This window comes from Nesiotobacter zosterae (assembly GCF_033843645.1).
GTDB lineage: Bacteria > Pseudomonadota > Alphaproteobacteria > Rhizobiales > Stappiaceae > Pseudovibrio > Pseudovibrio zosterae.
In genome coordinates this window covers 257,505-282,454 of record NZ_JAWXVZ010000007.1, presented here as the reverse complement: position 1 = coordinate 282,454, position 24,950 = coordinate 257,505, and the positions used below count along the sequence as shown (strand labels likewise).

General features: G+C 54.3%; 21 protein-coding genes. 8 read left to right on the top strand and 13 right to left on the bottom strand.

Annotated elements, in window-relative coordinates:
* The 6 genes from Q3Y58_RS12715 to Q3Y58_RS12690 form a co-directional block, all read left to right on the top strand.
* On the top strand, window positions 1-203 hold a 203-nt coding region (locus Q3Y58_RS12715), incomplete at its 5' end, for a hypothetical protein (RefSeq protein ID WP_319622508.1).
* A gap of 694 nt (window positions 204-897) precedes the next feature.
* Entirely contained in the window at window positions 898-2,244 is a 1,347-nt protein-coding gene (locus Q3Y58_RS12710) for an L-fucose/L-arabinose isomerase family protein (protein WP_319622507.1), read from the top strand.
* A gap of 89 nt (window positions 2,245-2,333) precedes the next feature.
* Window positions 2,334-2,858, top strand: coding sequence for a TRAP transporter small permease (locus Q3Y58_RS12705; protein ID WP_274219849.1), 525 nt, complete (start codon window positions 2,334-2,336; stop codon window positions 2,856-2,858).
* Window positions 2,859-2,890: 32 nt separating this feature from the next.
* The gene (locus Q3Y58_RS12700) at window positions 2,891-4,180 is read left to right on the top strand and encodes a TRAP transporter large permease (RefSeq protein ID WP_274219848.1); all 1,290 of its coding nucleotides are present in this window, start codon (window positions 2,891-2,893) and stop codon (window positions 4,178-4,180) included.
* 79 nt (window positions 4,181-4,259) lie between these two features.
* Complete coding sequence (locus Q3Y58_RS12695; protein WP_319622506.1) at window positions 4,260-5,312, top strand: TRAP transporter substrate-binding protein; 1,053 nt, start codon at window positions 4,260-4,262, stop codon at window positions 5,310-5,312.
* 127 nt (window positions 5,313-5,439) lie between these two features.
* Window positions 5,440-7,461, top strand: a complete 2,022-nt coding sequence (locus Q3Y58_RS12690; protein WP_319622505.1) for an alpha-glucosidase — start codon at window positions 5,440-5,442, stop codon at window positions 7,459-7,461.
* Between the two features lie 108 nt (window positions 7,462-7,569).
* On the opposite strand, the gene Q3Y58_RS12685 is transcribed toward Q3Y58_RS12690, so the two are convergent.
* The 12 genes from Q3Y58_RS12685 to yihU form a co-directional block, all read right to left on the bottom strand.
* The gene (locus Q3Y58_RS12685) at window positions 7,570-8,730 is read right to left on the bottom strand and encodes a glycoside hydrolase family 5 protein (protein WP_319622504.1); all 1,161 of its coding nucleotides are present in this window, start codon (window positions 8,728-8,730) and stop codon (window positions 7,570-7,572) included.
* A gap of 178 nt (window positions 8,731-8,908) precedes the next feature.
* Window positions 8,909-10,084 (bottom strand): peptidoglycan-binding domain-containing protein, encoded by a 1,176-nt coding sequence (locus tag Q3Y58_RS12680; RefSeq protein ID WP_319622503.1) that lies wholly within the window; start codon window positions 10,082-10,084, stop codon window positions 8,909-8,911.
* 170 nt (window positions 10,085-10,254) lie between these two features.
* Window positions 10,255-10,953, bottom strand: a complete 699-nt coding sequence (urtE, locus tag Q3Y58_RS12675; protein ID WP_319622502.1) for an urea ABC transporter ATP-binding subunit UrtE — start codon at window positions 10,951-10,953, stop codon at window positions 10,255-10,257.
* A gap of 4 nt (window positions 10,954-10,957) precedes the next feature.
* The gene (gene urtD, locus Q3Y58_RS12670) at window positions 10,958-11,710 is read right to left on the bottom strand and encodes an urea ABC transporter ATP-binding protein UrtD (RefSeq protein ID WP_319622501.1); all 753 of its coding nucleotides are present in this window, start codon (window positions 11,708-11,710) and stop codon (window positions 10,958-10,960) included.
* Window positions 11,707-12,858 (bottom strand): urea ABC transporter permease subunit UrtC, encoded by a 1,152-nt coding sequence (gene urtC, locus Q3Y58_RS12665; RefSeq protein WP_319622500.1) that lies wholly within the window; start codon window positions 12,856-12,858, stop codon window positions 11,707-11,709. Before urtC ends, urtD begins: the two co-directional genes overlap by 4 nt.
* Entirely contained in the window at window positions 12,855-14,486 is a 1,632-nt protein-coding gene (gene urtB / locus Q3Y58_RS12660) for an urea ABC transporter permease subunit UrtB (RefSeq protein ID WP_319622499.1), read from the bottom strand. The genes urtC and urtB overlap by 4 nt, the downstream gene beginning before the upstream one ends.
* Before the next feature lie 81 nt (window positions 14,487-14,567).
* Window positions 14,568-15,818, bottom strand: coding sequence for an urea ABC transporter substrate-binding protein (urtA, locus tag Q3Y58_RS12655; RefSeq protein ID WP_319622511.1), 1,251 nt, complete (start codon window positions 15,816-15,818; stop codon window positions 14,568-14,570).
* Window positions 15,819-16,225: 407 nt separating this feature from the next.
* Window positions 16,226-16,975, bottom strand: coding sequence for a triose-phosphate isomerase (gene tpiA, locus Q3Y58_RS12650; protein WP_319622498.1), 750 nt, complete (start codon window positions 16,973-16,975; stop codon window positions 16,226-16,228).
* A gap of 257 nt (window positions 16,976-17,232) precedes the next feature.
* Window positions 17,233-18,099 carry a class II fructose-bisphosphate aldolase gene (locus Q3Y58_RS12645; protein ID WP_319622497.1) on the bottom strand — a complete coding sequence of 289 codons (867 nt, stop codon included), beginning with the start codon at window positions 18,097-18,099 and terminating at the stop codon, window positions 17,233-17,235.
* Window positions 18,100-18,299: 200 nt separating this feature from the next.
* The gene (locus Q3Y58_RS12640; protein ID WP_274219837.1) at window positions 18,300-19,043 is read right to left on the bottom strand and encodes a sulfite exporter TauE/SafE family protein; all 744 of its coding nucleotides are present in this window, start codon (window positions 19,041-19,043) and stop codon (window positions 18,300-18,302) included.
* Window positions 19,044-19,106: 63 nt separating this feature from the next.
* A complete protein-coding gene (locus tag Q3Y58_RS12635) occupies window positions 19,107-20,162 on the bottom strand; it encodes an aldose epimerase family protein (RefSeq protein WP_319622496.1) in 1,056 nt (351 codons plus the stop codon).
* Window positions 20,163-20,183: 21 nt separating this feature from the next.
* Window positions 20,184-21,104, bottom strand: coding sequence for a sulfolactaldehyde 3-reductase (yihU, locus tag Q3Y58_RS12630; RefSeq protein ID WP_337994509.1), 921 nt, complete (start codon window positions 21,102-21,104; stop codon window positions 20,184-20,186).
* Window positions 21,105-21,267: 163 nt separating this feature from the next.
* Here yihU and Q3Y58_RS12625 point away from each other — a divergent pair, with 163 nt between their 5' ends.
* Together Q3Y58_RS12625 and Q3Y58_RS12620 are read left to right on the top strand one after the other, a co-directional pair.
* Window positions 21,268-22,161: a sugar kinase gene (locus tag Q3Y58_RS12625; RefSeq protein ID WP_319622495.1), complete on the top strand. Its 894-nt coding sequence runs from the start codon at window positions 21,268-21,270 to the stop codon at window positions 22,159-22,161.
* A 76-nt stretch (window positions 22,162-22,237) separates the two neighbouring features.
* Window positions 22,238-23,014 (top strand): DeoR/GlpR family DNA-binding transcription regulator, encoded by a 777-nt coding sequence (locus Q3Y58_RS12620; protein WP_274219833.1) that lies wholly within the window; start codon window positions 22,238-22,240, stop codon window positions 23,012-23,014.
* A gap of 70 nt (window positions 23,015-23,084) precedes the next feature.
* On the opposite strand, the gene Q3Y58_RS12615 is transcribed toward Q3Y58_RS12620, so the two are convergent.
* Window positions 23,085-24,656, bottom strand: coding sequence for a TerC family protein (locus tag Q3Y58_RS12615; RefSeq protein WP_319622494.1), 1,572 nt, complete (start codon window positions 24,654-24,656; stop codon window positions 23,085-23,087).
* Window positions 24,657-24,950: the final 294 nt, after the last annotated feature.

Genomic DNA, 24,950 nt, shown 5'->3' with positions numbered 1-24,950 from the left:
CGCCCAGAAGGGCAGCAAGAAGTTTTCATTGGCAGGCCGGTCCTCCCAAACTGGGCCGCCACCTGCTGTCCAATCTCACAACAACAACTATGGAGGACCAAAACACCACAAAAAATACGGGAATGAACCTAGATGTCCGATTTCGGACATTTCAGGAAGGGCATCAGAACGATGAAGTGATCAATAAATTTCACAAAACCTAGCAGGTTTTACCTATTATTTCACAGAGGGAAGGACCGCCGAGGAATCCGCCATTTCCCACCTAACTATCTAGAATACCTATGTAAAATATCAGCCATCACCGAGATAGATGAAAGGGGCATCAGGATTAACGCCAATCAGCTTTCGAAAAACAACATAGCTCTGTGCATATTTTGTCAATTTTGGCCCGGGAATTGGTCCATGACTGGAATTCATGGCGCACTCTGCTAGTCTCAATACGGGATTTCGGCACGCTTTTCGGGAGGAATCATGGAGGCCAAACAGGAAACGATACTGTCGCTACGGCACAGTACGGGTCATGACAAATCTCGATTCTCCCAGATAAACGTTGCTTTTCTCTCTTGTTTGCCGTGAGGCATCCAGAACAAGGGCCTACCTCAGATTGCAGAGCGATCGGCTTGCCCTTTCAAATCTGCCACCCGAATGGGCAAAAACAACTAATCTACCCGCCAAAGTGATCATGATTGTCATTTTCTGTTCTTTTTCTGGAACATTCTTGACTTTTTATGTATGAAATGGACAGATATATGTATTAGCTCTGATAGATTGCGTTCATTTATCGACTTACTGTGACCGACGAATGAAGCCAACTTGGCGGGTCATTGCATCTGGAGGAGATGCCAGACCATTGGGGCGCTCTACGTCATTGATCCGCTGAGCCCATGGAGGAATAGAATGTCTGTAGAAAGACCCCGCATTGGTGTTGTAGCTCTGGGGCGCCCAACATTCGATGTGCCGTTTGCGGAAGAAATTCTCGCCAAAGCCTGGAAGACGCTTGAAGGCATCAACGCTGAACTGATTGGCCAGCCGGAACTCCTTTTCGACGCCGACGCCGTACGTGGCGCGCTCCCTGCCCTAAAAAAACAGCAGCTCGACATGCTGCTTCTTCTGCAGGTTACCTTTACCGATGCGACCATGACAGTTGAGCTGGGCAAGGAAATTGATGCCCCCCTCGTCATGTGGTCGTTCCCTGAAGCGCGCACAGGCGGCCGTTTGCGCCTGAACTCCTTCTGCGGTGTGAACCTTGCAAGCCACGCGCTGAGCCGCAACGATCTGAGCATCGACTATGTTCACGCAGACGCGGACAGTGAAGCAGCCAAGGAAGAACTTTCCATCTTCGCCCGCGCTGGTGCAATCGCGAACGATCTGCGTGGCACCAAGTTGAAGCTCGTTGGCCAGCACCCAGACGGCTTCGATGCCTGTAACTTCAACGAGGAAGAACTTAAATCCAAGTTCGGCGTTGAGGTAGACCGGATCCCGGTAATCGACTTCATCAACGAAGTTAAAGAGCTTCCTGACGAAGTAGCGGATGCCCCATATGAGCGCCGCGCAAAGGACTTCCCGAACCTTGCCGAGCTGGATCAGGACGCAACGCGCAAGACCCTGAAGGTTTACTCCAAGCTTCGCGCCGAAGCCGACGAGAAGGGGTACAAGGGCATCGCCGTTCGTTGCTGGCCTGACTTCTTCACCGAATACGGTTGTGCAGCCTGTGGTGCTCTGGCTCTGCTGAATGAAGACCGTACCCCTGCTGGCTGTGAAGCCGACATGATGGGTGTTGTCACCTCTCTGACCCTGCAACATGCTGCTGGCGGCAGCGTCTTCAACACCGACCTGGTGGACGTGAACACCGAAGACGACACCGTTGTATTCTGGCACTGCGGTCAGGCCCCCATCGACATGGCGGACACTGATCAGCCAATTCAGGGCACAATTCACTCAAACCGCAAGCTGCCACTGCTTTCTGAGTTCGCTCTGAAGCCTGGACGCATCACCATGGCCCGCTTTAGCCAAGGCCACGGCAAAATGCGCCTGCTGCTTGCAGGTGGCGAAATGATCAAGGCACCACTGGCTTTCTCCGGCACAGCGGGTACCGCAAAGCTGGACGTTCCGGTCAAGCAGTTCCTTGACACCATGATCAATGAAGGTCTGGAACACCACACCGCTCTGACTTACGGCGAACACCGCCCGGTTATGCGCGCTGTCGCCAAACGCCTTGGTATTGAGGTCGTTGAACTGACCTAATCCAGTGCGCGATGGGGAGCGATATTAATTTTGGCTCTGTCTGCTCCCCATCCCGTTGGCTTGGATTTCTAAAACAAGGAAATCTTACAATGTTAGAAGCCATTGAAAACGGGCTTAACAAGATCAACGAACCACTGGGCAAGCTCGGGAGCTGGATCGGGGGAAGCCTGCTGGTCATCATGACCCTTATCGTGCTGCTGCAGGTGCTGTTCCGCTATATTCTGAACATGCCACTCAGCTGGACCGATGAGACCTCGCGTTTCATGATGATTTACATGACATACCTGTGTCTGCCGCTCATTTACTTGCAGGATAAAAACATTGCCATGACCTTCCTGATCGATGGTCTGAACGGCAAACGGGTGAAACATCTTCTGATGTTGTTCATCCATATCCTCGCAATCGCCGCTTTCCTCGTCTGGATCAAGTTTGGTTACGACTTCTACCTGAGAGGACAGAGCAACGCGGACAGCTTGCCAATCAAGATGTACGTCATCTATGCAATCCCGCCGCTCATGATGTCTGTGACGATCCTGTCAGCCATCCAGAAAATCATCAGCGAGCTTCGGTTGTTCGTGTACTTCCACTCACTCGATGAAAAGCCTGCGGCTTGATTGGTGCATGCGGACAATAAGGTAGAAACAACATGGTCTCTCCAATCTTTGCCCTCTACTTTCTGATCCTGCTGTTCGTCGGTGTCCCAGTGCTGTTCGCGCTTGGCCTCGCCCCAGCGATCGCCCTTTTCCAGGCAGATCAGATCCTCTTCATGAACATGCTGTATCAGCGTCTCTACGCTGGTCTGGACAACTTCCTGCTGCTGGCTTTGCCTTTCTTCATGCTGGCAGGTGAGTTCATGGTGAACGGCGGTATCACAAACCGTATCATCACCTTCTCCCAGACAATGGTGCAGCACATGCGCGGCGGCCTTGGTCACGTTGTGATCATTGCATCCACCCTGTTCGGCGCCCTCACCGGTTCTGCTGTGGCCGCAACCTCCGCCATTGGCAACATGATGATCCCGGAAATGGAACGCTACAAGTACGACCGTACTTACGCAGCTGCTCTGACTGCTGCAGCGACCGTTCTCGGCACCATCATTCCGCCCTCCGGCATCATGCTCATCTATGCCTTCGTCATGAACACCTCTGTTGCAGCGATGTTCATGTCCGGTATCGTTCCCGGCCTGCTGCTCTGCGGCGCCCTGATGCTGGTAAACCGTTGGCAGATCGTAAAGTATCCTGACGTTGAGCAGTTCCCTCGTGCAACGCCTGCTGAACGCATGGCGGGTTTCAAGGTCGCGATCCTGCCACTGCTGACCCCCGTTATCATTCTGGGCGGCATCTATGGCGGCATCTTCACCCCAACAGAAGCCGCTGCAGTTGCCGTACTCTACGCCTTCATTCTGTCTGTATTTATCATGCAGATCCTGAAGATGAAGGACGTGTTCCCAATGTTCATTCGCATCGCAATCAACGCGGCTGCGATCCTGATCATTGTGGCAGCAGCCAGTGGTTTTGCCTCGGCAATCAGCCTGTCCGGTGTTGCGAAGGATATCACCACATTCTTCTATTCCATCACCGACAACCCGTATCTTCTGTTCTTCATCATGAACATCTTCCTGTTCATCGTTGGCATGTTCCTGGATGCGGGCCCGGCGATTCTGATTTTTGCACCGATCCTGGCACCAATCATGACCAATCTGGGCATTGATCCGGTTCACTTCGGTGTGGTCATGGTGGCCAACCTGTCCATCGGCCTCGCAACTCCACCAATGGGACTGGTGTTGTTCGTTGCCTCTGGTGTGTCAGGCGTGCCGCTTCAGAAGATCTCCAAAGCAATCATTCCATTCCTGATTGCAGAGTTCCTGGTGATCTTCCTGATTTCGTTCTTCCCAGTTCTTGTCATCGGTCTCCCTCAGATGCTGGGCATGATGTAAGGCGGGATTTCTCGGAGGAAGCTGGCGCTCAACCTGTTCAGCAAGCGCCTGCCACTCCACATATTACTTGGAGGTAAGTATGAAACTCAAAGCACTTGGTCTCTCTCTTCTGACCTCAGTTTTTCTTGCTGCGGGAGCACAGGCAGCAGATTACAAACTGACAGTGCCACACGTAACGAACATCGACAGCTATAACCACCAGTCGCTGCTCGTGTTCAAGAACTTCGTTGAATCCCGCTCCAACGGCGCGATTGAAGTCGAAATCTACCCGTCTGGTCAGCTCTGCTCCACGGCTCGTGAGTGTCTTGCTGGTGTTCAGGCTGGCATGTTCGACTACTTCCAGACCACCATTCCAGAGCTCGCCAACTATTGGGCTCCAATGGGCGCATTCGACCTGCCTTACATGCTCCGCGATGACCGCGTTGCAGAGTGCGTATACGACAACGAAGACTTCCTGGCTGACATCCGCACAAACATTCTGGAAGAAACCCAGAACCTGCGCGTGATGATGGTTTCCAACTCCGGCGGTTGGCGTAACTTTGCAACCACCAAGACCCAGATCAAGTCACCTGACGATGTAAAGGGTCTGAAGCTGCGTACCGTTCCAGCTCCAATCCAGCAGGAACTGGTTAAGGCTCTCGGTGGCGCGCCTACCCCAATCTCTTGGCCAGAAGTTTACACCGCACTGTCTACAGGCGTTGTTGATGGTACAAAGAACGGTATCGTGGACATCACCACAATGAAGTTCGAGGAATCCCTGAAGTACATCGTGCTCGACGGTCACGCATACATGGGTGGCGTCTGGGTCATGAACAACGAAAAGTTCAACGGCTTCCCAGAAGAACTTCAGCGCGTTGTAATTGACGGCGTACAGGCACAGAACCAGTTCCTGCGCGCCTATCCAAAGTGGAAAGAATTCGACGCTTACGAAGTATTCCGCAAGGCTGGTGGTACTGTTTACACCCCAACTGCAGAAGAAAAGAAGGCTTTCCAGGAAGCAACCGCACCAGTGCGTGAATTCTTTGCTAATGCAAGTGGTGAAGAAGGCCAGGTATGGCTCGCTCGCTTTGAAGATGAAATCAAGGCTTGTGAAACTTCTATCGAAGCAGACTACGCGACTGCTGCGAAGTAATGATCAAGAAGGGTGGGTTAAACCCACCCTTCACTTCTGAACAAGAAACCAGTGCTGCTTGAATACTTAGCGCACTATTCACCGATTTTCGGCTCGCCGCAGCTCGAACACGTTACGGTACACACTCATGCAAATCGAAAAACTCGAGGCCGGCTTCGTGCTTTCGCACAAGGGTCAGGTCATCCTTCGTCATAGCTTCGACAATCCTACTCTGTTCCTCGGCGCGGGCTCTGCGAACTTTGATATGTATCGCGGTAACTTCGACATTACCGACTACGTGATCGAACGCCTGCCAATGCGCGCTTTTACTATCGAAGAAGCAGCGGGCAAGGCCATCATTACTTTCAGCGCTGAGGGTCAGGACTACATCGTCTTTACCGCTGAAGAGACCGCTGAAGGCCGTTTGAAGATCGCATTCACCAGCAAAAAGCCGGAAATGAACCGCTTCTGGCTGCGCATTGCCGCAAGCGCTGAAGAGAAGGTGTATGGCTGTGGTGAACAGCTGACCTACTTCAATCTACGTGGCCATAACTTCCCGCTGTGGACCTCCGAGCCAGGCGTTGGCCGCAACAAGGATACGTATGTCACATGGCAGGCGGACGTTAAGGACCGCGCCGGTGGTGACTACTACAACACCAACTATCCGCAGCCGACCTACGTCTCCAGCGACAAGTACTTTGCGCATCTGCAAACAACGGCGTATGCGGATTTCGACTTCCGTCACACTGACTTCCACGAGCTTCAAGCCTGGGACATTCCAGAGTATCTGCTCGTTGGAAAGGAAGACACATTTGCTGAACTGGTCACCAACATTTGCGGCGTTTTCGGCAACCAGCCAGAGCTCCCAGACTGGGTTTTGGACGGTGTGATCCTCGGCATTCAGGGTGGTACCGACATCACCATCGAGAAGGTCAACCGCGCAAAGGAAGCTGGTGTTAAGGTGGCCGGTGCCTGGTGTCAGGATTGGCAGGGCATCAAGATGACCTCCTTCGGCAAGCGCTTGCAGTGGGACTGGCAGTGGAACAAAGATCTGTATCCAGGTCTCGACACCAAGATCCACGAGCTGAAGAAGGAAGGCGTTCGCTTCCTCGGGTACATCAACCCCTACGTTCTGGAAGACTTCCCACTCTACAACGAAGCCAAGGAAAAAGGCTTCCTTGCTACCAAAGAAGACGGCAGCAAGTACGTTGTTGACTTCGGCGAGTTCTATTGCGGTGTTGTCGACTTCACCAACCCGGACGCTTTCGAATGGTACAAGGGCGTCATCAAGAAGAACATGATCGACTTCGGTCTGGACGGCTGGATGGCTGACTTTGGCGAATACCTGCCAACCGACTGCTACCTGTCCAACGGCAAATCCGCCGAGATCGAGCACAACAACTGGCCGACCCGCTGGGCACAGTGTAACCACGAAGCGATCGAGGAAGCAGGCAAGACCAACGACATCCTGTTCTTCATGCGTGCAGGTTACACCGGCATTCAGGGCTACTGCCACACCCTTTGGGGCGGTGACCAGTGTGTGAACTGGAACATTGACGATGGTATGCCATCCGTCATCAACGCAGCTCTGTCCTCCGGTTTGATGGGCAACGGCATCCACCATTCCGATATCGGCGGCTACACCACCTTGCACGGCATGAAGCGTGATCGCGAGCTGTTCATGCGTTGGGCTGAATTTTCTGCGTTCACGCCAATCATGCGCTCGCACGAAGGCAACCGCCCGGGCGACAACCATCAGTTCGACAGTGACGATGAAACCCTCGCACATCTGGCAGCGATGACCCGCATCTTCACTCACCTGAAACCGTACATCAAGGCAGCTTCAAAGGAGAATGCTGAAACCGGTATGCCTGTGCAGCGTCCGCTGTTCATGCACTATGAGGACGATGCTGAATCCTATGATGTGATGTACGAGTACCTGTTCGGCCGGGACCTGCTGGTGGCTCCGGTTTACGAGCAGGGTGCAACCACGCGTAAGCTGTACCTCCCAGCCGACGAATGGGTGCACGTATGGAGCGGCGAAACCTTTACAGGCGGTTGGGTTGAAGTGAACGCCCCAATCGGTCAGCCACCCGTGTTCTATCGCAAGAACAGCGCTGACGTGGCGCTCCTTTCCAAGATCGCTGAAGCGGCTGACTATAAAGCCTAATCTTCCGAGCGATGTTTCAGAGCAAAAGAACCCGTTCTTCTTTCGAAGGACGGGTTTTTTGTTGTTTGAAACCTGAGCGTTTTTGGGAGATCACCCCCTACGAGCGCGTTACTCCTCGGCGGTCTGGGCGGCTTTCATACGCGCTGATATCAGCTTCATAAGCTTGCCGTTTCGCGGAAGTTTGTCGGCTGTTCCCATATCCATGCGCCAATAAAAGTGGCCGGCTTTCAGATCGGTCGGCAGCTCATAATCCATGCCTTCCCACTCATCTTCGCGAAACGCATAGAACGCCCAATGGCCTACATGGGCATCGACGGCGTCCATCACATCCTCAAGATAAGTCGCGCAATCCTGCCACTGGCGCATACAGCCAAACTCAGCGGCCACAATGCGGTTCGCGCTCACCTGGTTCCTTTTCGCCCAATCGAAGGCCATGGAGATGTGCTGTCTGACAAGCTCTCTGTCCCAGGTAACCCATTGTCCGTCGTATTTTGTCACCGTGCCGGGATAGCGATTTGGATCCTGACGCTTGAGGTTGGGCGCGCTCGTGGCATCATATGGCTCATACATGTGGAATGCATAGAGCACCTTGTCATCCATAAGCTTGGATGGCCAAGCAGCAAGGTTGCGCGGATTGGCGTAGTAGCCGGAATCCACCATGATGGGCGTCTCCTTGTCCACGCGGCGAATGCTTTTGATCACATTCTCATAAAACCCAGGCAGATGCCGTGCAGACCCCACATTCTCGATTATGAACCCGCGCGCTTCTTCCAAACGGCCATTCTCCGTAACCCCGGTGGTCTTTTCAGGAGCAGGTTCATTGAGAATGTTGTAGGCGGCTATCGCGGGGTGGTCCTTCAACTCTGCCGCAAGGTCCTGCCAGAACTGCGCGCTTTGCTCCCAGTATTGAGTGTCAGACCACAACCGATCATCAAACTTCCCTCCGTTTTGCTGTGTCCAACGAGCGCCCGGCAAAGACAAAGGCACCAAGACCACCTTCATGCGCTCTTGATGGGCTGCGTCCAGCACATCCTTCAGCACCTTGAGGTCAGCTTTGACAAGGCCGGTATACTTGTCCGCGTTACCAATGAGGAAGTCACGTTTCGCCCCCTGCCATTTACTAAAAGTAAGGCGCACCCACGTCGCGCCGGTTTTCTTTAGCGCTCGGAAGTAAGTGGCATCCGGGGGAGATGCATTAAAGCTGTTGCCGCCATGCTGGGGCGTATCCCAAAAGGACATGAGCGGAGCCGCGGCGGCAGGTGTCAACATAACAGCGCACGCCAGAACAACTGCTGTACTGGCGACTTTGAGTGAATGTGTTGCAGCCCACATATCAACTCCAATCGAAATTAAGGTGAAAAGATGTTCCCTACGTCATGCTGCAACTTTATGGCGCAATTGTGTATGCTGCACAAGAGCGTTGTTCTAGTTCTTTGGGCGCCTCTCCCTAAATGCCTTTGAGGGTGTCCTGCAGACTGCCGGTTGGAGTTACAATGTCATTGATCCGCCAACCAAATGGCAGCTTCTTGAGTTCATAACGCAACGCATACCGACTGTCGAAGTTCTGAAAAAAGACCTCAACCACGGCTGTGTCGCCGTCAATTTGCGCAGGCGTCAGCCGCAGGTTGGAGATCTGAATGTCGTTGCCCGGAACAATCGGGTTGAAGAACAGGCCCGGTGCCCCGTAAAGCAAATCGCCGCGTTGCTCAGCATAGGCGATCAAATTCAAAACGCGCGGCGTGAACCAGCTCTTGCGCAGCGGTTCGTCAAAAACCTCCGTCTTCGGTTCTTCCTCACCATAGATGGTGGCCAACATTTCGTCCGGGCCGGGTGACCCTTCTTTTTCCTTGGCGAGCGCGCGTTCAGCCGTGTCAAGCAGGTTCAAAAGCTCCTCCGACACCTCACCTTCAAAGGCTACATCCTCCAGCGCCGCATACTTTTCCAGTGCCTCTCTGGTCATGGGGCCCAACTTGCCATCAACTGGGCCAACCTCATATCCAAGGTGTTTCAAAATGCGCTGCGCCGCGAAGATCCGCAGACCTTCCTCGGTAAAAGGGGAGCTGGGCGGCGCGGAGGGCGTGCAAAGGCCCAAGTCCTCGTAGGTCTTGAGCGTCGGCGCGTGCTGGAAACGGCTGTTTGTCCAACTGTCAACGATTGCACCGACACCCACATCTGCACCGCAACCGCTCACACACGCCTCACCAGAGGCAGAACGAAACCGGATGCCGTTCTCATCCTCAGAAAGCTGAAACTTGCACGCAAGGTCGTCGTAGCGCCAAATTCCGTCCTCGGCCTTGTTCATCTCGCCAAGCACCGAGCAGTTCAGCCCGTTCTCGAACCAGATATCATAGCCAAAGCTTCGGGCGTTTTCTTCAGGCTCTCCAAGAATGAAGGTCGCATCAGTCTCAAGCGGCGAAACACAATCTTCTGTCACCTCCGCTGAGCAAAGCGTGGCCCCCTCCTTTGCTGCGTCTGCGCCAAACACGCGGGCATCACAAAAGATTGCACCGCGCCCTGCTTCAGGCTCAGGTATCAAACGATCTGCCTTTTGCGCAGCCTCCGCCGATGTAACCAGCGCCAGCAACATTGACAGCGCAAGATGGTTCGCCTTCAGTCCCGTCATGCCAATTTCCTTTGGCGTTCTCGTTTTCCGGTTCAGGCGGCCGTCCACCTCCCGCGCTTTGTGCGCCGGTTCTACTGAGGAACAGCCGCCGAGAGTTTACATAGAACCAAAATCCGAGACGAGAACAAATCCAACAGTTCTGAGGGACACATAGTCAAAGTAAACGAGACCTACACCGTGAGGTGGCGTTTCACCTCCGGAAGGTCCAGATCACTTCCAGGTCCAGAGTGAACAATTTCCCCCCGGTCGAGAATGTAGGCGGCATCTGCCAGTTCGCGGCAAAAGTCCAGATACTGCTCGACAAGCAGGATGGTCAGCCCCTCGCTTTTCAAAGCACTGATCGCCCGCCCGATATCCTTGATGATCGAAGGCTGAATCCCTTCCGTGGGCTCATCCAGCACCAGAAGACGGGGCCGTGTTACCAAGGCCCGCCCGATGGCCAGTTGTTGCTGCTGCCCACCCGAAAGGTCACCGCCCCGACGGGAGAGCATGTCTGCAAGCACCGGAAAAAGCTCGAACACCTTTTCCGGAATGAAGCGGTCCTTGCGGGGCAGGCGCGCAAATCCTGTTTCAAGGTTCTCTCGCACGCTCAGAAGAGGAAAGATTTCTCGCCCCTGAGGCACATAAGCGATGCCTCTGCCTGCACGGTCATAAGGCTTGGTGGCACCAAGCTGTACGCCGTCTATGCAGATCCTGCCAGACTTGATGGCTTGATGGCCGGTGATAGCCTGCAAGAGCGATGTCTTGCCCACGCCATTTCGGCCAAGCACGCAAGTGATGCTGCCCGGTTCCGCATGCAAGGTCACCCCATTGAGGGCGCGTGCGGCACCGTAATAAAGATCAACGCCTTCTACATCCAGTGTCAGCATGGCCTCACCTTCCCAAATAGCTTTCAATGACCTTCGGATCGGCCGCCACGTGGGCCAGACTTCCCTCCGAAAGCACCGCGCCCTCGGCCAGGCAGGTCACCTTCACATCAAGGTCACGAATAAAGCTCATGTCATGCTCCACCACGATTACAGAGTGGTTTCGGGAGATCTCGCGAAGCAGCTTGGCCGTCTCCACGGTCTCTGCATCCGTCATGCCTGCCACCGGCTCATCCACCAGAAGCAGCTTTGGGTCCTGCGCCAGCAGCATCCCAATCTCCAGCCACTGCTTCTGGCCATGAGACAAGTCCGCCGCCAACGCATCCTTGCGGTGTTCAAGCCGGATGATCTCAAGAATATCCGCGATGGAATTGCGCTCTTGCCCATCTTCTTTATGAAACAGGGTAGAGAAGACACCGCGCTTGCCCGTCATGGACAGCACCAGATTGTCCATGACCGTGTGGCTTTCAAACACGGTGGGTTTTTGAAACTTGCGCCCGATGCCGAGGTTGGCGATGGCCGCCTCATCATGCTTGGTCAGGTCCGTATCGCCTTCAAAAAACACGGAGCCTTCGTCAGGGCGTGTCTTGCCGGTGATGATGTCCATCATGGTGGTCTTACCCGCTCCGTTCGGACCGATGATGGCGCGCATTTCGCCTTTCTCGATCACCATGGAGAGATTGTTGATCGCCTTGAAGCCATCAAAGCTCACCGACACCCCGTCTAGGTAAAGCAGAGGTTTGCGTTCTTTCAGGCTCATTCGGCAGCCTCCGGTTTCGCAGGAAGGGGCTTGTCCGCATTCTTGCGCGGCATCTTTGAAGCAAGGCCTTTCAGCTGGCCCAAAAGACCAATCACGCCCTTTGGCATGAACAGGGTCACAATGACGAACAGGCCGCCGAGCGCGAACAGCCAGAGATCCGGGAACGCAGCGGTGAAGTAGCTTTTCCCGCCGCTGACAAGAAACGCGCCAATAATCGGGCCGATCAGAGTTCCACGCCCGCCAACGGCGGTCCAGATCACCACATCAATGGAGTTTGCCGGGGCAAATTCACCCGGATTGATGATCCCGACCTGCGGGACATAAAGCGCACCTGCAAGGCCCGCAATCATGGCGGACAGCACAAAGGCAAACAGCTTCACATGTTCCACGCGGTATCCCAAAAAGCGGGTCCGGCTTTCGGCATCCCGCACCGCAATCATCACCTTGCCCAGCTTGGAGCGCACGATCAAAGAGCACAACACCAGCGTCCCTGCCAGCGCCAAGGCCGAGAGCGCAAAGAGAACCGCCCGTGTGCCGCTCGATTGCAAGGAAAAGCCAAGGATATCCTTGAAATCCGTCAGACCGTTGTTGCCACCGAACCCCATATCATTTCGGAAGAACGCAAGCAGAAGAGCATAAGTCATGGCCTGCGTGATAATGGAGAGGTAAACCCCGGTCACGCGAGAGCGGAAAGCCAACCAGCCAAGCACAAACGCCAACACCGCTGGCACCACAACCACCATAACCATGGCGAACCAGAATTGGTCAAAGCCATACCAGAACCATGGCAGGTGCTCCCAGTTCAGGAAAACCATGAAGTCTGGAAGAACCGGGTTGGCATAGACCCCGCGATCTCCAATCTGGCGCATGAGATACATGCCCATGGCATAGCCGCCGAGCGCAAAGAACGCCCCGTGACCCAACGAGAGAATGCCGCAATACCCCCAAACCAGATCCAGCGCCAAAGCCAACATGGCATAGCACAGGTACTTGCCGAGCAGCCCAACAAGATAGTCCGGCACGTGAAGCGGGTGGCCGTCCGGCACCACCAGGTTTAACAGCGGCACCAGAACAGCAAACACCATCAGGGCAACGGCAACCCAAAACGCCCGTTTATCAAGCGCTTGAAACAGATAGCGGGAAATCATAGGTCCACCGCCCTTCCCTTAAGCGCGAACAGGCCGCGCGGTTTCTTCTGAATGAAGAGGATGATGAAGACCAACACCAGGATTTTTGCCAGAACCGCACCTGCGTATGGCTCAAGGAACTTGTTGGCAACGCCCAGTGTCATGGCCCCCACAAGCGTCCCCCACAAGTTCCCGACCCCGCCAAACACCACAACCATGAAGCTGTCGATGATGTAGGTCTGGCCCAAGTTTGGGGAGACGTTCGAGATTTGAGAAAGCGCGACGCCAGCCATGCCAGCAATGCCGGACCCCAGCGCAAACGTCATGGCATCCACCCAGGGCGTGCGAATGCCCATGGACGCTGCCATGCGCCGGTTCTGGGTGACCGCGCGCATCTGCAAGCCGAAGTGTGTGCGCTTGAGCACCATGAGAAGGACCGCAAACACCACCAGTGCGAACACCAAAATCCACAAACGGTTGGCCGTCAGCGCAAGTCCGCCAATCTCGAAAGCACCAGACATCCAATCTGGATTGCCCACTTCCTTGTTGGTGGGCCCGAAAATCGTGCGCACGGCTTGCTGCAAAATCAGCGAGACGCCCCAGGTTGCAAGTAGTGTCTCCAGCGGCCGTCCATAGAGAAAGCGGATAATTCCCCGCTCCATGGCAAGGCCCACGCCTCCCGCAACAAGGAACGCCAGAGGCAGAGCGAACAGCAGAGAGAACTCAAAGAAGCCCGGAAAAGATGTGCGGATCACCTCCTGCACCACAAAGGTGGTGTAGGCGCCCAGCATCACCATCTCGCCGTGAGCCATGTTGATGACACCCATCACGCCAAATGTAATGGCAAGACCAATCGCCGCCAGCAACAAAACCGAGCCGAGAGACAGGCCATACCAAACATTCTCCACCGCATCCCACATGGCGAGGGACTTTTCGATAGATTGAATGGCAAGCGCCGCGGCTTCGCTTTCAGCTGCCGTTTTCGCTTGCGGCAGGAAGCTGGAAACAAGAGCCAAAGCCTCTTGGTCCCCTTGCGCTTTGAACTTGCCAAGCGCTTCAAGCCGTTCCGCTTCACTCGCTTTAACGTTCTTTAGAGTGATGGCCGCAATGGCGCGCTCCTGTGCGTCTTTGACGGTTTCATCAGTTTCTGTAGCTACGGCTGCCTTCAGCAGAGGAAGGGCCTCCAAGTCCTGGGATTTGTAAAGCGCATTCGCAGCTTCCAGACGCGTACCCGCATCCTGGCTCTGGAGAGTCAGCCCAGCCACAGCGCCGCGGATCAAGCGCCGCAACTTGTTGTTTACTTTCACCTTCTTCAAGGATCGACTGCCAACGACCTCGCCCTCCTCCAAACTCAGCGGATCGAGCAGCTGAAGCCCGTCCTCCGCTTTGCGGGTGATGAACACGGCATTATCTGACTTTTTGAAGTAAACATCCCCAGCGGCAAGCGCCTCCAGAAACGGGACCACTTGCGCATCACCGGTTGCGGCCAATGCCTCAATGTGGTTGCCCCTGTCTTTCAGTTTGGCGCTGGCCAGCGCGCTGATCGTCGCCTCGAGCGACGTGTCCGATGCTTTGCCATGCCCCGTCGATGCAACGGTGGCAAGGAAACTCAACAGCACAGCCACGGCCAGCTTTCTCAATTGCCTCATGTATATCCCCGGTCCTTGCGAGCATGAATGCCAGCGGAAGCGGGCCCCTCGCCTCCGCTGGCTGTTCATTTTGAGCTTTTGTTAGTTGGTGGCAGAGCCACCGCACTGACCGGTTTCAACGTTGAAGTTGCCGCAGGAGAACGGCTTGCGCCAATCGGAGATGAGCTTGGCGGATTCCGGCAGGAAGTCAGACCAGGCATCGCCAGCCACAAGACCATCGGTCTCAGCCACGATATCAAACTGGCCGTCTTCCTGAATCTCCCCGATCAAAACTGGCTTGGTGATGTGATGGTTCGGCATCATGGCGGAATAGCCACCTGAAAGGTTCGGGACGGCAACGCCTATGATTTCGTCAATTACCGTGTCGACATCTGTCGTTCCGGCCTTTTCAACCGCCTTCACCCACATGTTGAAGCCGATGTAATGCGCTTCCATCGGGTCGTTGGTGACGCGGTCTTCGTCGCCGATAAAGGCCTTCCAGGTTTCAATGAACTCGGCGTTGATCTCCGTATCAACGGATTGAAAATAGTTCCAAGCTGCCAGGTGACCAACCAGCGGCTCGGTGTCGAGGCCCGCAAGTTCTTCTTCGCCCACGGAAAACGCCACAACCGGAATATCTTCAGCAGAGATCCCTTGGTTTGCCAGTTCCTTGTAGAACGGCACGTTCGCGTCGCCATTGATGGTGGACACAACGGCTGTCTTCTTGCCAGCGGTCCCGAAGGCCTTGATGTCGGACACAATGGTCTGCCAGTCACTGTGGCCGAAAGGGGTGTAGTTGATCAGGATGTCTTCGTCAGCAACCCCCTTGGCCTTCAGGTAGGCTTCAAGGATCTTGTTTGTCGTGCGCGGGTATACATAATCCGTTCCCGCAAGCACCCAGCGCTCCACCTCTTCGTTTTCAAGCAGATAGTCGACGGCCGGAATGGCCTGCTGATTTGGCGCTGCGCCGGTGTAGAACACGTTGCGCTGGCTTTCTTCGCCTTCATACTGCACCGGATAGAACAGGATGCCATTCAGCTCCTCAAAAACCGGCAGAACCGACTTGCGAGAAACTGAGGTCCAGTTACCAAAGACAGCAGCAACCTCATGCACTTCAAGCAACTCACGCGCCTTTTCAGCAAACAACGGCCAATCGGAAGCTGGATCAACAACAACAGGTTCCAGCTGCTTGCCCAGCAGTCCACCCTTCTTGTTCTGCTCTTCAATGAGCATCAGCATCACGTCTTTCAACGTCGTTTCAGAAATCGCCATGGTCCCCGACAACGAATGCAAGATACCCACCTTGATGGTTTCTTCTGCATGCGCCGCCGTTGTCATAACGGCTGAGGCCATAAGACCAAACAAGGCAGCAGACGCGACCTTCTTGCTGTGTTGAAACATTCCCACCTCCGGTTGATTGGAGGCGGCCCCTAAGGGAGAGCGCGGGGCCGCCTCGTTTGCGCTCGCCAACATTTCGAGCGTTGAATGCAACGCAAGCGGTGTGCCAAACCGGATAAATCAACCTAAGGTCGTTTGTAGTTCCTTGAATTTGTGAAGAAAATTCCAAGGAAAGTCATGAGGCGCCTAAAAATGTGCACGCTACAACAAAGAGTAATAAGACTAAATAATATGCAACTATTTGACGTGACTGTTTTCTAATCAGTCAATCTTCAGCCCAGTCTTTCTATCCAACTGCGCATAAAAAACCCCGGAGACCTGAGGCCTCCGGGGTCATGAAAATCAGATCAGCACAGCGCCGATTAGAAGTTCTTGTAGACTTCTGCAATGCCGAGGAAGTCAGCAGCTTTCAAGGAAGCGCCACCGACCAGCGCGCCGTTGACGTTAGGCAGTGCCAGCAGTTCAGCGGCGTTGGAAGGCTTCACAGAACCACCGTAAAGCAGGCGGATCTTGGAACCATCCTCACCGAAGCGCTCTTCAAGGCTCTTGCGCAGGGCTGCATGCACTTCTGCAACGTCATCAGCGGTTGGCGTCTTGCCGGTACCGATCGCCCAGATTGGCTCATAGGCTACAACGGTGTTTTCGCTGTTGGAGGCGTCTGGCAGGCTCTTGGTAACCTGCTCGGTCACAACTGCGATTGTTTCGCCAGCTTCACGCTGTTCCAAGCTTTCACCGATGCAAACAACGGCAACAATGCCTGCGCGCCATGCGGCCTCTGCCTTCGCAGCAACATCCGCGTCGGTTTCGCCGTAGCCTTCGCGGCGCTCGGAGTGTCCAACGAGTACATATGTACCGCCAGCATCAGCAACCATTTCAGCGGAGATATCACCCGTAAACGCACCAGAAACGGCGCTGTGGCAGTTCTGCGCACCAACTGCGATGTTCTTAACTTCAGCGAACTTGGCAAGCAGTACAGCAGGAGGGCACACCAGCATGTCGATTTTCTCGGCAAGTGCAGCATCGTAGCCAGCTGCAATCTTGGAGAACTCTTCAAAGGACTCAAGAGCCCCGTTCATCTTCCAGTTACCAGCAACAAGTGGACGGACAGTCATTCTGGATTCTCTCCTGTAATCAAGGGTCCGGTTGAACCGGGGCACTCTGCCCGGGATGTGGTCAAGACCCGGGAATCGTTCAGGTCGCAGTATACGCGAGGAGCGACCATAGGCCTTTAGTTTAATCGGTTGAATCAACAGGCGCGAGACAAAGTCTACCCAATGGGAAGACCCGCGACATTTCAACTCAAGTCTATCCCCTGCAAACCGGAGGAGAAAGCGAAAGGCCCCGGACATTCCCGAGGCCTTTCAATAGCTTATTTAAAGTCAGCAGCTTTACCGGAGGAGCCGAAGATACGGATCTTTTCGATCACTTTTTCCTTCATCATTTCCTCACCGCGGCCCATAGAAGTCGCCAATACGAATTCTTCCGGATCCTTCGCCCAGATTTCCTGAACCCCGTAAGTGAAGGCCTGACGCAGCTCGGTGTCCACATTCACCTTGGCAACGCCAAGACGGATCGCTTCCTGAACCTGCTCATCCGGCACACCAGAACCGCCATGCAGAACCAGAGGCTTTTTGACGATTTCTTTGATCTCTTTGATGCGATCAAAAGCCAGCTTCGGCTCGGACTTGTAAACGCCGTGCGCGGTACCGACAGAAATCGCCAAATAGTCAACGGTCGTGCGGCTGGCAAATTCCTGAGCTTCCTCAACGGTGGTGATCATCGCGTCTGCTTCATCAACGGTGATGTCATCTTCGGTACCGCCGATCTTACCGATCTCGCCTTCACAGCCAACGCCTAGAGCGTGCGCGACATCTGCAACAGCCTTGGTAATGCGAACGTTGTCTTCAAATGCGTAGCCGGAACCATCGAACATGAGAGAATGGAAGCCCGCGCGTGCGGCTGCCATGGTCTGCTCAAACTGACGGCTGTGATCGAGGTGGATACAAACCGGCGCAGTAATGTCGCGCATGAAGGTATCAATCATGTCCTTCATTTCCTGCAGACCCATGACAGAAATCACCTTCTGACCAACCTGGATCATGATTGGTGCCTGTTCTTCTTGAGCACCCTTCAGGATAGCGCGGATTGTCTCAGCGTTGTGTGCACTGAACGCGCCAATGGAATAACCATTCTCCCAAGCGCGCTGGATCATTTCTTTACCGGATACGTAAGCCATGTTGTTTCCTCGAACTGGGCTCCTAATGAACTTCCATAGAGTGGGGGGTGCCCGCCACCATCGTTCATTTTGGGTTGAGACACCCCGATCTGTTTCTTGTGTTGTTGCGTTCAACACTACCGCACTATGATCATTATCGAAAGTCTATATGATCATATATGAGCATTTAATGACACAAAAACACACCAATCTCCGTATTTCTACCAGAGATGAAGATTCTTGATGATCAACATCGCGCCCACCACCAGCAGCAAGCTATGAATGATGCCGTGATAGTTGATCTTGTATTTGTGCAAGAGGTGGTATGCGAACATGCCCACGGTCATGCCCACGATGAAAGCTGGCATCGCATAAGCGACGCGCTCCATCACATAAGCGTCGATCAGCCCCTTGCTCCAAAAGCCCGCAATCGCGCCAACCATCTGAAGCATGAAGAAGAACACCAAAGTGGACTTGGTCTGATCAGCGGTCCAAGGCTGCATGGATGTGTAGGCAATGACCGGCGGGCCCGGCTCCCCAACGCTGGCACCAAGAGCACCGGAGAAAAAGCCCGTACCAAGGGTGATTGGCGGCGAGGTTTTCTTGAAAAGTGGCGCTTTGGAAAACAGGGAATACAGGCTGGAAGCAATCAGCACGACACCCATCGTGATCAAGATCGCTTCGGCTGGCATGCGCTTTAAAAGGTCAGCCCCCAGAAACGAGCCTGGAAGAGAACCGACAAAAAGGATCAAACCGGTCTTCCATTGCACATGCTCGCGCATTTTCCAGACCAGCGGAAAGGTCACGAGCCAGCCGAAGATACCGGCAATAGGCACAGCTGCTTTTACGTCAATTGCCATCGACAAAAGCGGCACGCTGACCAGCGCAAGACCAAAACCGGTCAAGCCCTGCGTAAAGCTGCCCAATGCGATGATCGCAGAGACGATGAGTATTTCGATATACATGATGGGTTCTCAAAACAGCGGCCCCGCCCGACTTACGGAGCCGCTTTCTTGTTGCCTGAATGATCAGCGAGTACCAAACCGGTGAATGGTCTTGTGCTCGTAGATCTCGCCTGGATTCAGACGTGGTGATGGGAAGTGGGCCTTGTTCGGGCTATCCGGGAAGCCTTGTGTTTCAAGGCACAGGCCGCCGAATGCTTCGTACTTGTAACCGCTGCGGCCAAACCAAGGTTTGTTGGAAAGCTTGAAGCCATTGTAGAACTGGATTGCTGGCTGGGTGGTCAGAACGGTCATGAAGCGACCAGATTCTGGATCATACAAATCAGCCGCGAAGGTGTATTCGCCTTCTTTCTTCGCGCCGTTCAGAATGAAGTTGAAGTCGAACGCGCCGCCTTCAACCTTTTCCATGTTGTCGCCGATCTTTGCCGCGGTGCGGAAGTCCAGACCGGTGTCAGCTAGCTTCAGAATTTCCCCTGTCGGGATCATGTTCTCAGCAACCGGGGTGTAGAAGTCTGCACCCAGTGTCAGCTCGTGGCCCGCCACGCTGCCGCTGTCATGACCGGCGAGGTTGTAGTAGCTGTGGTTGACGAGGTTGATCACCGTTGGCTTGTCGGTGTGCGCGCGGAAGTTGTAGTGCAGCTGATTTTCTTCATCCAAACCAATGGTGTGGGTCACATCCAGCGTGCCGGGATAACCGGATTCGCCATCCACTGAGATACGATGGAAGTGAACAAGGATCGCGCCCTCGGTTTCTTCCAGATCATACCCCCAAACGTATTTGTCGAAACCCTTGGAGCCGCCGTGCAGGTGCTGAACAGTTGGCGGTTCGTTGGTTTCCAGCTGGTAGGTGTAGTCGTCCAGGCTGAACTTGCCGTCTTGGATGCGGTTGGCGAAGCGACCCGCAATTGCACCGAAGAACGGATGGCCAGCGAGGTACTTTTCGAGGGACTCATAACCGAGAACCACGTCTGCCGCCTTGCCATCACGGCCAGGCACCTCGATGGAGGTTACGATGCAGCCGTAGTTTGTAACGCTGACCTTCATGCCGTTTTTGTTGGACAGAGTGATGAGATCGACAACCTTGCCGTCAACCTCACCGAATTTCACGATGGTCTTTTCCATGGTGTTCGCTCCCTGTGCGCCTTACTTGGCTTTTGTTTCCAAGCCAGACAGCTGACGCAGCTGTTCCAGAACGGCTGTCCAGTCCTGACGACCGCGACCAGCAGAACGGCTGATGTTGTAAAGCTCACGAGAAGCAGCACCCATTGGCATTGGAACGCCAACCTGGTTTGCCAGATCCATTGCGATACCAAGATCCTTGTGCGCGAGATCGATCATGAATGCAGGATCGAGGTTGCCAGCCAGAACCTTGTTTGGCCATGTGGTGGTGAAATGGCCTTTACCAGCCGGTGTTCCGCTCATCACAGACATGGCCGTATCGAAGTCGAGGCCAATCTTTTCTGCCAGAGCAATTGCCTCAGCCGACAGCGCGTTGAGCGCGATACTCATGTAATTGTTGATGATTTTTACGCGAATGCCTTTGCCGGGGCCGCCCGCATCTACAGTGTCAGAACCCATCAGATCAAACAGAGGCTGTGCCTTGGCGATCTGCTCCTTCGTGCCACCTGCGAGGATCAGCAGCGTACCGGCGATTGCATGGTCAGAGGTGCGGCCCACCGGCGCTTCCATCATTTCGACGCCCAGCTTTGCAAGGTCAGCAATGAGGGCATCGGTTTCCAGCGGATGAATGGTCGACATGTCAATAACCAGCGCATCCTTGGCAAGACGGGACACAACACCCTCTGCACCGAGCAGCACGTCACGCACAAGCGCCCCGTTAGGCAGCATGGTAATCACGAAGTCTGCGCCTTCTGCGGTCTCTGCAGGGGATGCACATGCATCCGCGCCCTGTGCGCCAAGAGCAGCCACGGCTTCTTTATTGATGTCAAAAACCTTCAGGGCGTGGCCTCCCTTGATCAGGTTGGCAGCCATTGCGGCACCCATCTGACCCAGACCAACAAAACCAACAGTCGCCATACCAAGTCCTCGCTTGTGATCGTTTATGTTCGTTATCCAACATTAGACCCGATCACAGGCATAATTCAACACATTCTGATTGTTTTTTGGCGATTTTGATGGTATTTTTTCATCAAATGAGTGTTTATCCGTCAGTATTTGTATGTATTTTCGGCAAAACGACGCTCCCAAAGTCAGAAAAGGTAAGTCAATGACGATCGCATGCGTGGGGATCACCGTTCTCGACCGAGTGTTCCGAGTCTCTCAACTACCAACAACAGGCGGCAAGTTTGTTGCGAAAGACTATTTTGAAGTTGGCGGCGGGCCTGCAGCTACTGCGGCGGTCGCAATCAGCAAACTTGGTACGCCGGTTGAGTTCATTGGCCGCGTAGGAAGCGATGACGTTGCGCAGACAATGCTTCGGGAGTTCGCCAGCTACGGTGTTGGCCATTCTCACGTAAAGCAATTCGAGAATGCAGCCTCCTCGTTCTCCGCGATTTTGGTGGACGATGCAGGTGAGCGGATGATCATCAATTACCAATCCGCCCAACTGAGTCGTGATCCTGAGTGGCTCAAAAAGATCAGTTTCGAACAATTCCAATCAGTTCTATGTGACGTGCGATGGATACCGGGCGCCAAGTATGCACTAGAGCAAGCTAAGTGCCTTGGGATTCCAAGTGTTTTGGACGCTGACATTACACCGGAAGACATCACCGAACTGGTCGAATTGGCCGATCATGTTGCATTTTCCGAACCCGGATTGGCGAAATTCTCACAGGTTGATGATCCTTTAGAGGGATTGCGCATTGCTCAAACGAAAACCAATGGTAAAGTCTATGTAACTGTTGGCTCAAAAGGCTGCTACTGGCTGGAAAATGGCGAGCTTTGCCATCAACCGGGCTTCAAGGTTGATGTTGTCGACACCACCGGTGCTGGCGATGTGTTCCACGGTGCCTTTGCTCTGGCTGTCGCGGACAAGATGGATGCACGTGCTGCTGTCACTTTCTCCAGCGCCGTTGCCGCTTTGAAGTGCACCAAGCTTGGCGGCCGTGAAGGCGTGCCGGACCGGAGCACCGCTGAGGCGTTCATCAAGGCCAACACCTAAGAAATCACAGGGAGCTTCCCGCCATTGCAATTGATCTGGCACTTGGGCACCCTGTTCAGACTTGGAACAAAGACAGATGCCGGATGCCGTGATTGTAGGGAACCTTCGCCACGAAAAGCTGATCAAAGAGGTCAATGAGAAGGGATATGTCAGCGTTGAGGAGCTCGCCGAGCTGCTTGATGTGTCAGCCCAGACCATTCGCCGTGACATCAAGAAGCTGAGCGAGCAAAAGCTTGTTGTCCGCCATCATGGTGGCGCAGGCCGCAGCTCCAGCGTGGTGAATCTGGATTACGCTGTCCGTCAGGTTTCGGAAACGGAAGAAAAGGAAGCGATTGGCGCGGCTATTGCTGAGCAGATCCCGGACAATTCTTCCGTTTTCATTTCAATTGGCACCACAACCGAGATCATCGCGAAGCACCTCTTGAAGAAACAAGGCTTGCGCGTGATCACAAACAGCCTGCGCGTTGCCAATGTTCTCTACCAGAAGGCAGACTTCAACGTCATGGTGCCGGGCGGCAAGCTACGCAGCACCAATGGCGGCATCGTTGGCTCAACCGCGCTGGAGTTTGTCAACCATTTCCGCGTGGACTACCTGATCACCAGCTGTGGTTCCATTGATACCGACGGAACCCTTTTGGACTATGATTTCAATGAGGTCGTGGTGGTTCAAAGCATGATGAGGACAGCACGCAACGTGTTCATCGCGGCTGACTCCACCAAGTTCAGCACCACCGCTGCGGTGGAAGTGGGCCACATCAAGGATGCCACCGCGCTGTTCACGGACGCCACACCGCCAGCGGACATCAACATGCAGCTCAACCAGCACGGCGTGAAACTCGTTATCGTTCGCTAGGCGCACTCTCCATTTGTCAAAAAAAACCGCCGACGCATGTACGGCGGTTTTTCTTTTTTGAGCGAAACAATCACGCTTGGCTTGGCGCATCCTCTGATATCGGCCGGATCAGCACCTTGTCGATAGCCCGGCCATTCATGGCAGTCACTTCAAACTCCAGCGCACCAGCCTTCACCCGCTGCCCAACCTCCGGCAGGTGGCCAAGTTGCCACAGAATGTAGCCTGCCAGCGTTGCATACCGATCCGCGGCGTCCGACAGATCCACCTCAAGGGCATGAGAGATCTTGCGAATGTCAATCCAGCCGCTCACCAGCCACGACCCGTCGTCGTTCTTCTGCATCAGCAGCTGCTCTTCGTCTTCCTCCGGAAAGTCACCCGCGATCACTTCAAGAATATCGATTGGGGTGATGAGCCCCTCCATCTCGCCGTATTCGTCCACCACAACGGCCATTTGCAGCGGAGAGTTGCGCAGCTGTTCCATCAAACGCAGCACAGAGACGCTTTCATGCACGACCAAGGGTTGGCGCAGGGAGCGCTCGTAGTTGATCTCTCCATCCTCCAGAAGATCCCGCAGCAAATCTTTGGCAAGAGCAACACCGAGAAACTCATCTAGCCGGCCGCGCGCAATTGGGTAACGGGTATGGCCTCCCTCAAGGATCTTGCGGCGAATTTCGTCCTTGGGTGCAGTGACATCCAGCCATTCCACTTCAATGCGCGGCGTCACCGCAGAGATGGCCGGACGGTCCGCAAGTGTCAGAACGCCCTCGATCATCTCCTTTTCCTCCGAAGAGAACAGGTTGTTTTCCGCCGCGCGTTCCGCGATCAAGTCCGCGCTTCCGCCAAGAACCAGCTCTTCTCGCCCGCCGCCAAGCAGGCGCAGAACCGCCCCCGCCGTACGCTGGCGCAGGTCGCCTTGTGTTACCAGGCGATCTCTGTTGCGCCGAGCAACCTGATTGAGCGCCTCGATCAGGATGGAAAAACCAATCGCGGCATAGAGGTAGCCCTTCGGGATATAGAAGCCGAAGCCTTCAACCACCAACGAAAAGCCAATCATCATCAAGAAGCCAAGACACAGGATCACCACGGTCGGGTGACGGGAAACGAAGTCCATCAAGGGTTTTGCCGCAAGCATCATGACTCCGATGGCAATTGTCACCGCGATCATCATCACGGAGAGTTCATCCATCATGCCAACAGCCGTAATCACGCTATCCAGCGAGAAGATTGCATCCAGCACCACGATCTGAACGATCACTTGCCAGAACACGGCGTGGCCCAGTTTGCCCTCGCTTTTTTGAGTGATGCCTTCTAGGCGCTCGTGCAGCTCCTTTGTTCCTTTGAACAACAAGAACAAGCCGCCGAACAGCAGGATCAGGTCACGTCCGGAAAAGTCCATGCCAAACACAGAGAACAGCGGTGCCGTGAGCGTTACCAGCCAAGCGATCGATGTGAGCAACAGAAGGCGCATGATAAGGGCCAGAGACAGACCAATCAGGCGCGCTTTGTCACGCTGGTGAGGCGGCAGTTTGTCGGCCAAAATCGCGATGAACACGAGGTTGTCGATACCCAAAACAATTTCGAGTAACACAAGCGTTGCCAGACCTGCCCAGATAGCCGGGTCTGACATCCATTCAAACATCATATGTGTGTGTTCGGCGCGTTTTGGCGCTACCGCTCCTTTTCGTTGAATAGAGAGATAATGCTGATGCGAAGATGTGACAACGTGGTCACGTTCTGGCTAGAAATGCTCAGTTTCATCTAAAGTTGCAAACAGTTTCTGTTGGCACGACCCGTTAATAACACTCTGTTCCTTGATATAGGTAGAGCGCGTTTGTTTTCATCAGCCCCTTTGAGATGCGAAGAGCCGCCAAAAAATTCAAGGCCGTTGTCTTCCCAATATCGTCTGTCTTGCAAAACTTACTCAAAAGCGCCCTAC

Excerpts from the sequence above, each read along its gene's own strand:
- Q3Y58_RS12685 (WP_319622504.1), bottom strand. The coding sequence starts at position 8,730 with ATGTTGACACCTGCCGCCGCGGCTCCGCTCATGTCCTTTTGGGATACG.
- Q3Y58_RS12635 (WP_319622496.1), bottom strand. The coding sequence starts at position 20,162 with ATGGAAAAGACCATCGTGAAATTCGGTGAGGTTGACGGCAAGGTTGTC.
- Q3Y58_RS12680 (WP_319622503.1), bottom strand. The coding sequence starts at position 10,084 with ATGACGGGACTGAAGGCGAACCATCTTGCGCTGTCAATGTTGCTGGCG.
- urtA (WP_319622511.1), bottom strand. The coding sequence starts at position 15,818 with ATGGCCTCAGCCGTTATGACAACGGCGGCGCATGCAGAAGAAACCATC.
- Q3Y58_RS12705 (WP_274219849.1), top strand. The coding sequence starts at position 2,334 with ATGTTAGAAGCCATTGAAAACGGGCTTAACAAGATCAACGAACCACTG.
- Q3Y58_RS12645 (WP_319622497.1), bottom strand. The coding sequence starts at position 18,099 with ATGGCTTACGTATCCGGTAAAGAAATGATCCAGCGCGCTTGGGAGAAT.
- Q3Y58_RS12690 (WP_319622505.1), top strand. The coding sequence starts at position 5,440 with ATGCAAATCGAAAAACTCGAGGCCGGCTTCGTGCTTTCGCACAAGGGT.
- urtE (WP_319622502.1), bottom strand. The coding sequence starts at position 10,953 with ATGCTGACACTGGATGTAGAAGGCGTTGATCTTTATTACGGTGCCGCA.
- urtB (WP_319622499.1), bottom strand. The coding sequence starts at position 14,486 with ATGAGGCAATTGAGAAAGCTGGCCGTGGCTGTGCTGTTGAGTTTCCTT.
- tpiA (WP_319622498.1), bottom strand. The coding sequence starts at position 16,975 with ATGACTGTCCGTCCACTTGTTGCTGGTAACTGGAAGATGAACGGGGCT.
- Q3Y58_RS12700 (WP_274219848.1), top strand. The coding sequence starts at position 2,891 with ATGGTCTCTCCAATCTTTGCCCTCTACTTTCTGATCCTGCTGTTCGTC.
- Q3Y58_RS12710 (WP_319622507.1), top strand. The coding sequence starts at position 898 with ATGTCTGTAGAAAGACCCCGCATTGGTGTTGTAGCTCTGGGGCGCCCA.
- Q3Y58_RS12640 (WP_274219837.1), bottom strand. The coding sequence starts at position 19,043 with ATGTATATCGAAATACTCATCGTCTCTGCGATCATCGCATTGGGCAGC.
- Q3Y58_RS12625 (WP_319622495.1), top strand. The coding sequence starts at position 21,268 with ATGACGATCGCATGCGTGGGGATCACCGTTCTCGACCGAGTGTTCCGA.
- urtD (WP_319622501.1), bottom strand. The coding sequence starts at position 11,710 with ATGAGCCTGAAAGAACGCAAACCTCTGCTTTACCTAGACGGGGTGTCG.
- urtC (WP_319622500.1), bottom strand. The coding sequence starts at position 12,858 with ATGATTTCCCGCTATCTGTTTCAAGCGCTTGATAAACGGGCGTTTTGG.
- Q3Y58_RS12695 (WP_319622506.1), top strand. The coding sequence starts at position 4,260 with ATGAAACTCAAAGCACTTGGTCTCTCTCTTCTGACCTCAGTTTTTCTT.
- Q3Y58_RS12615 (WP_319622494.1), bottom strand. The coding sequence starts at position 24,656 with ATGATGTTTGAATGGATGTCAGACCCGGCTATCTGGGCAGGTCTGGCA.
- Q3Y58_RS12620 (WP_274219833.1), top strand. The coding sequence starts at position 22,238 with ATGCCGGATGCCGTGATTGTAGGGAACCTTCGCCACGAAAAGCTGATC.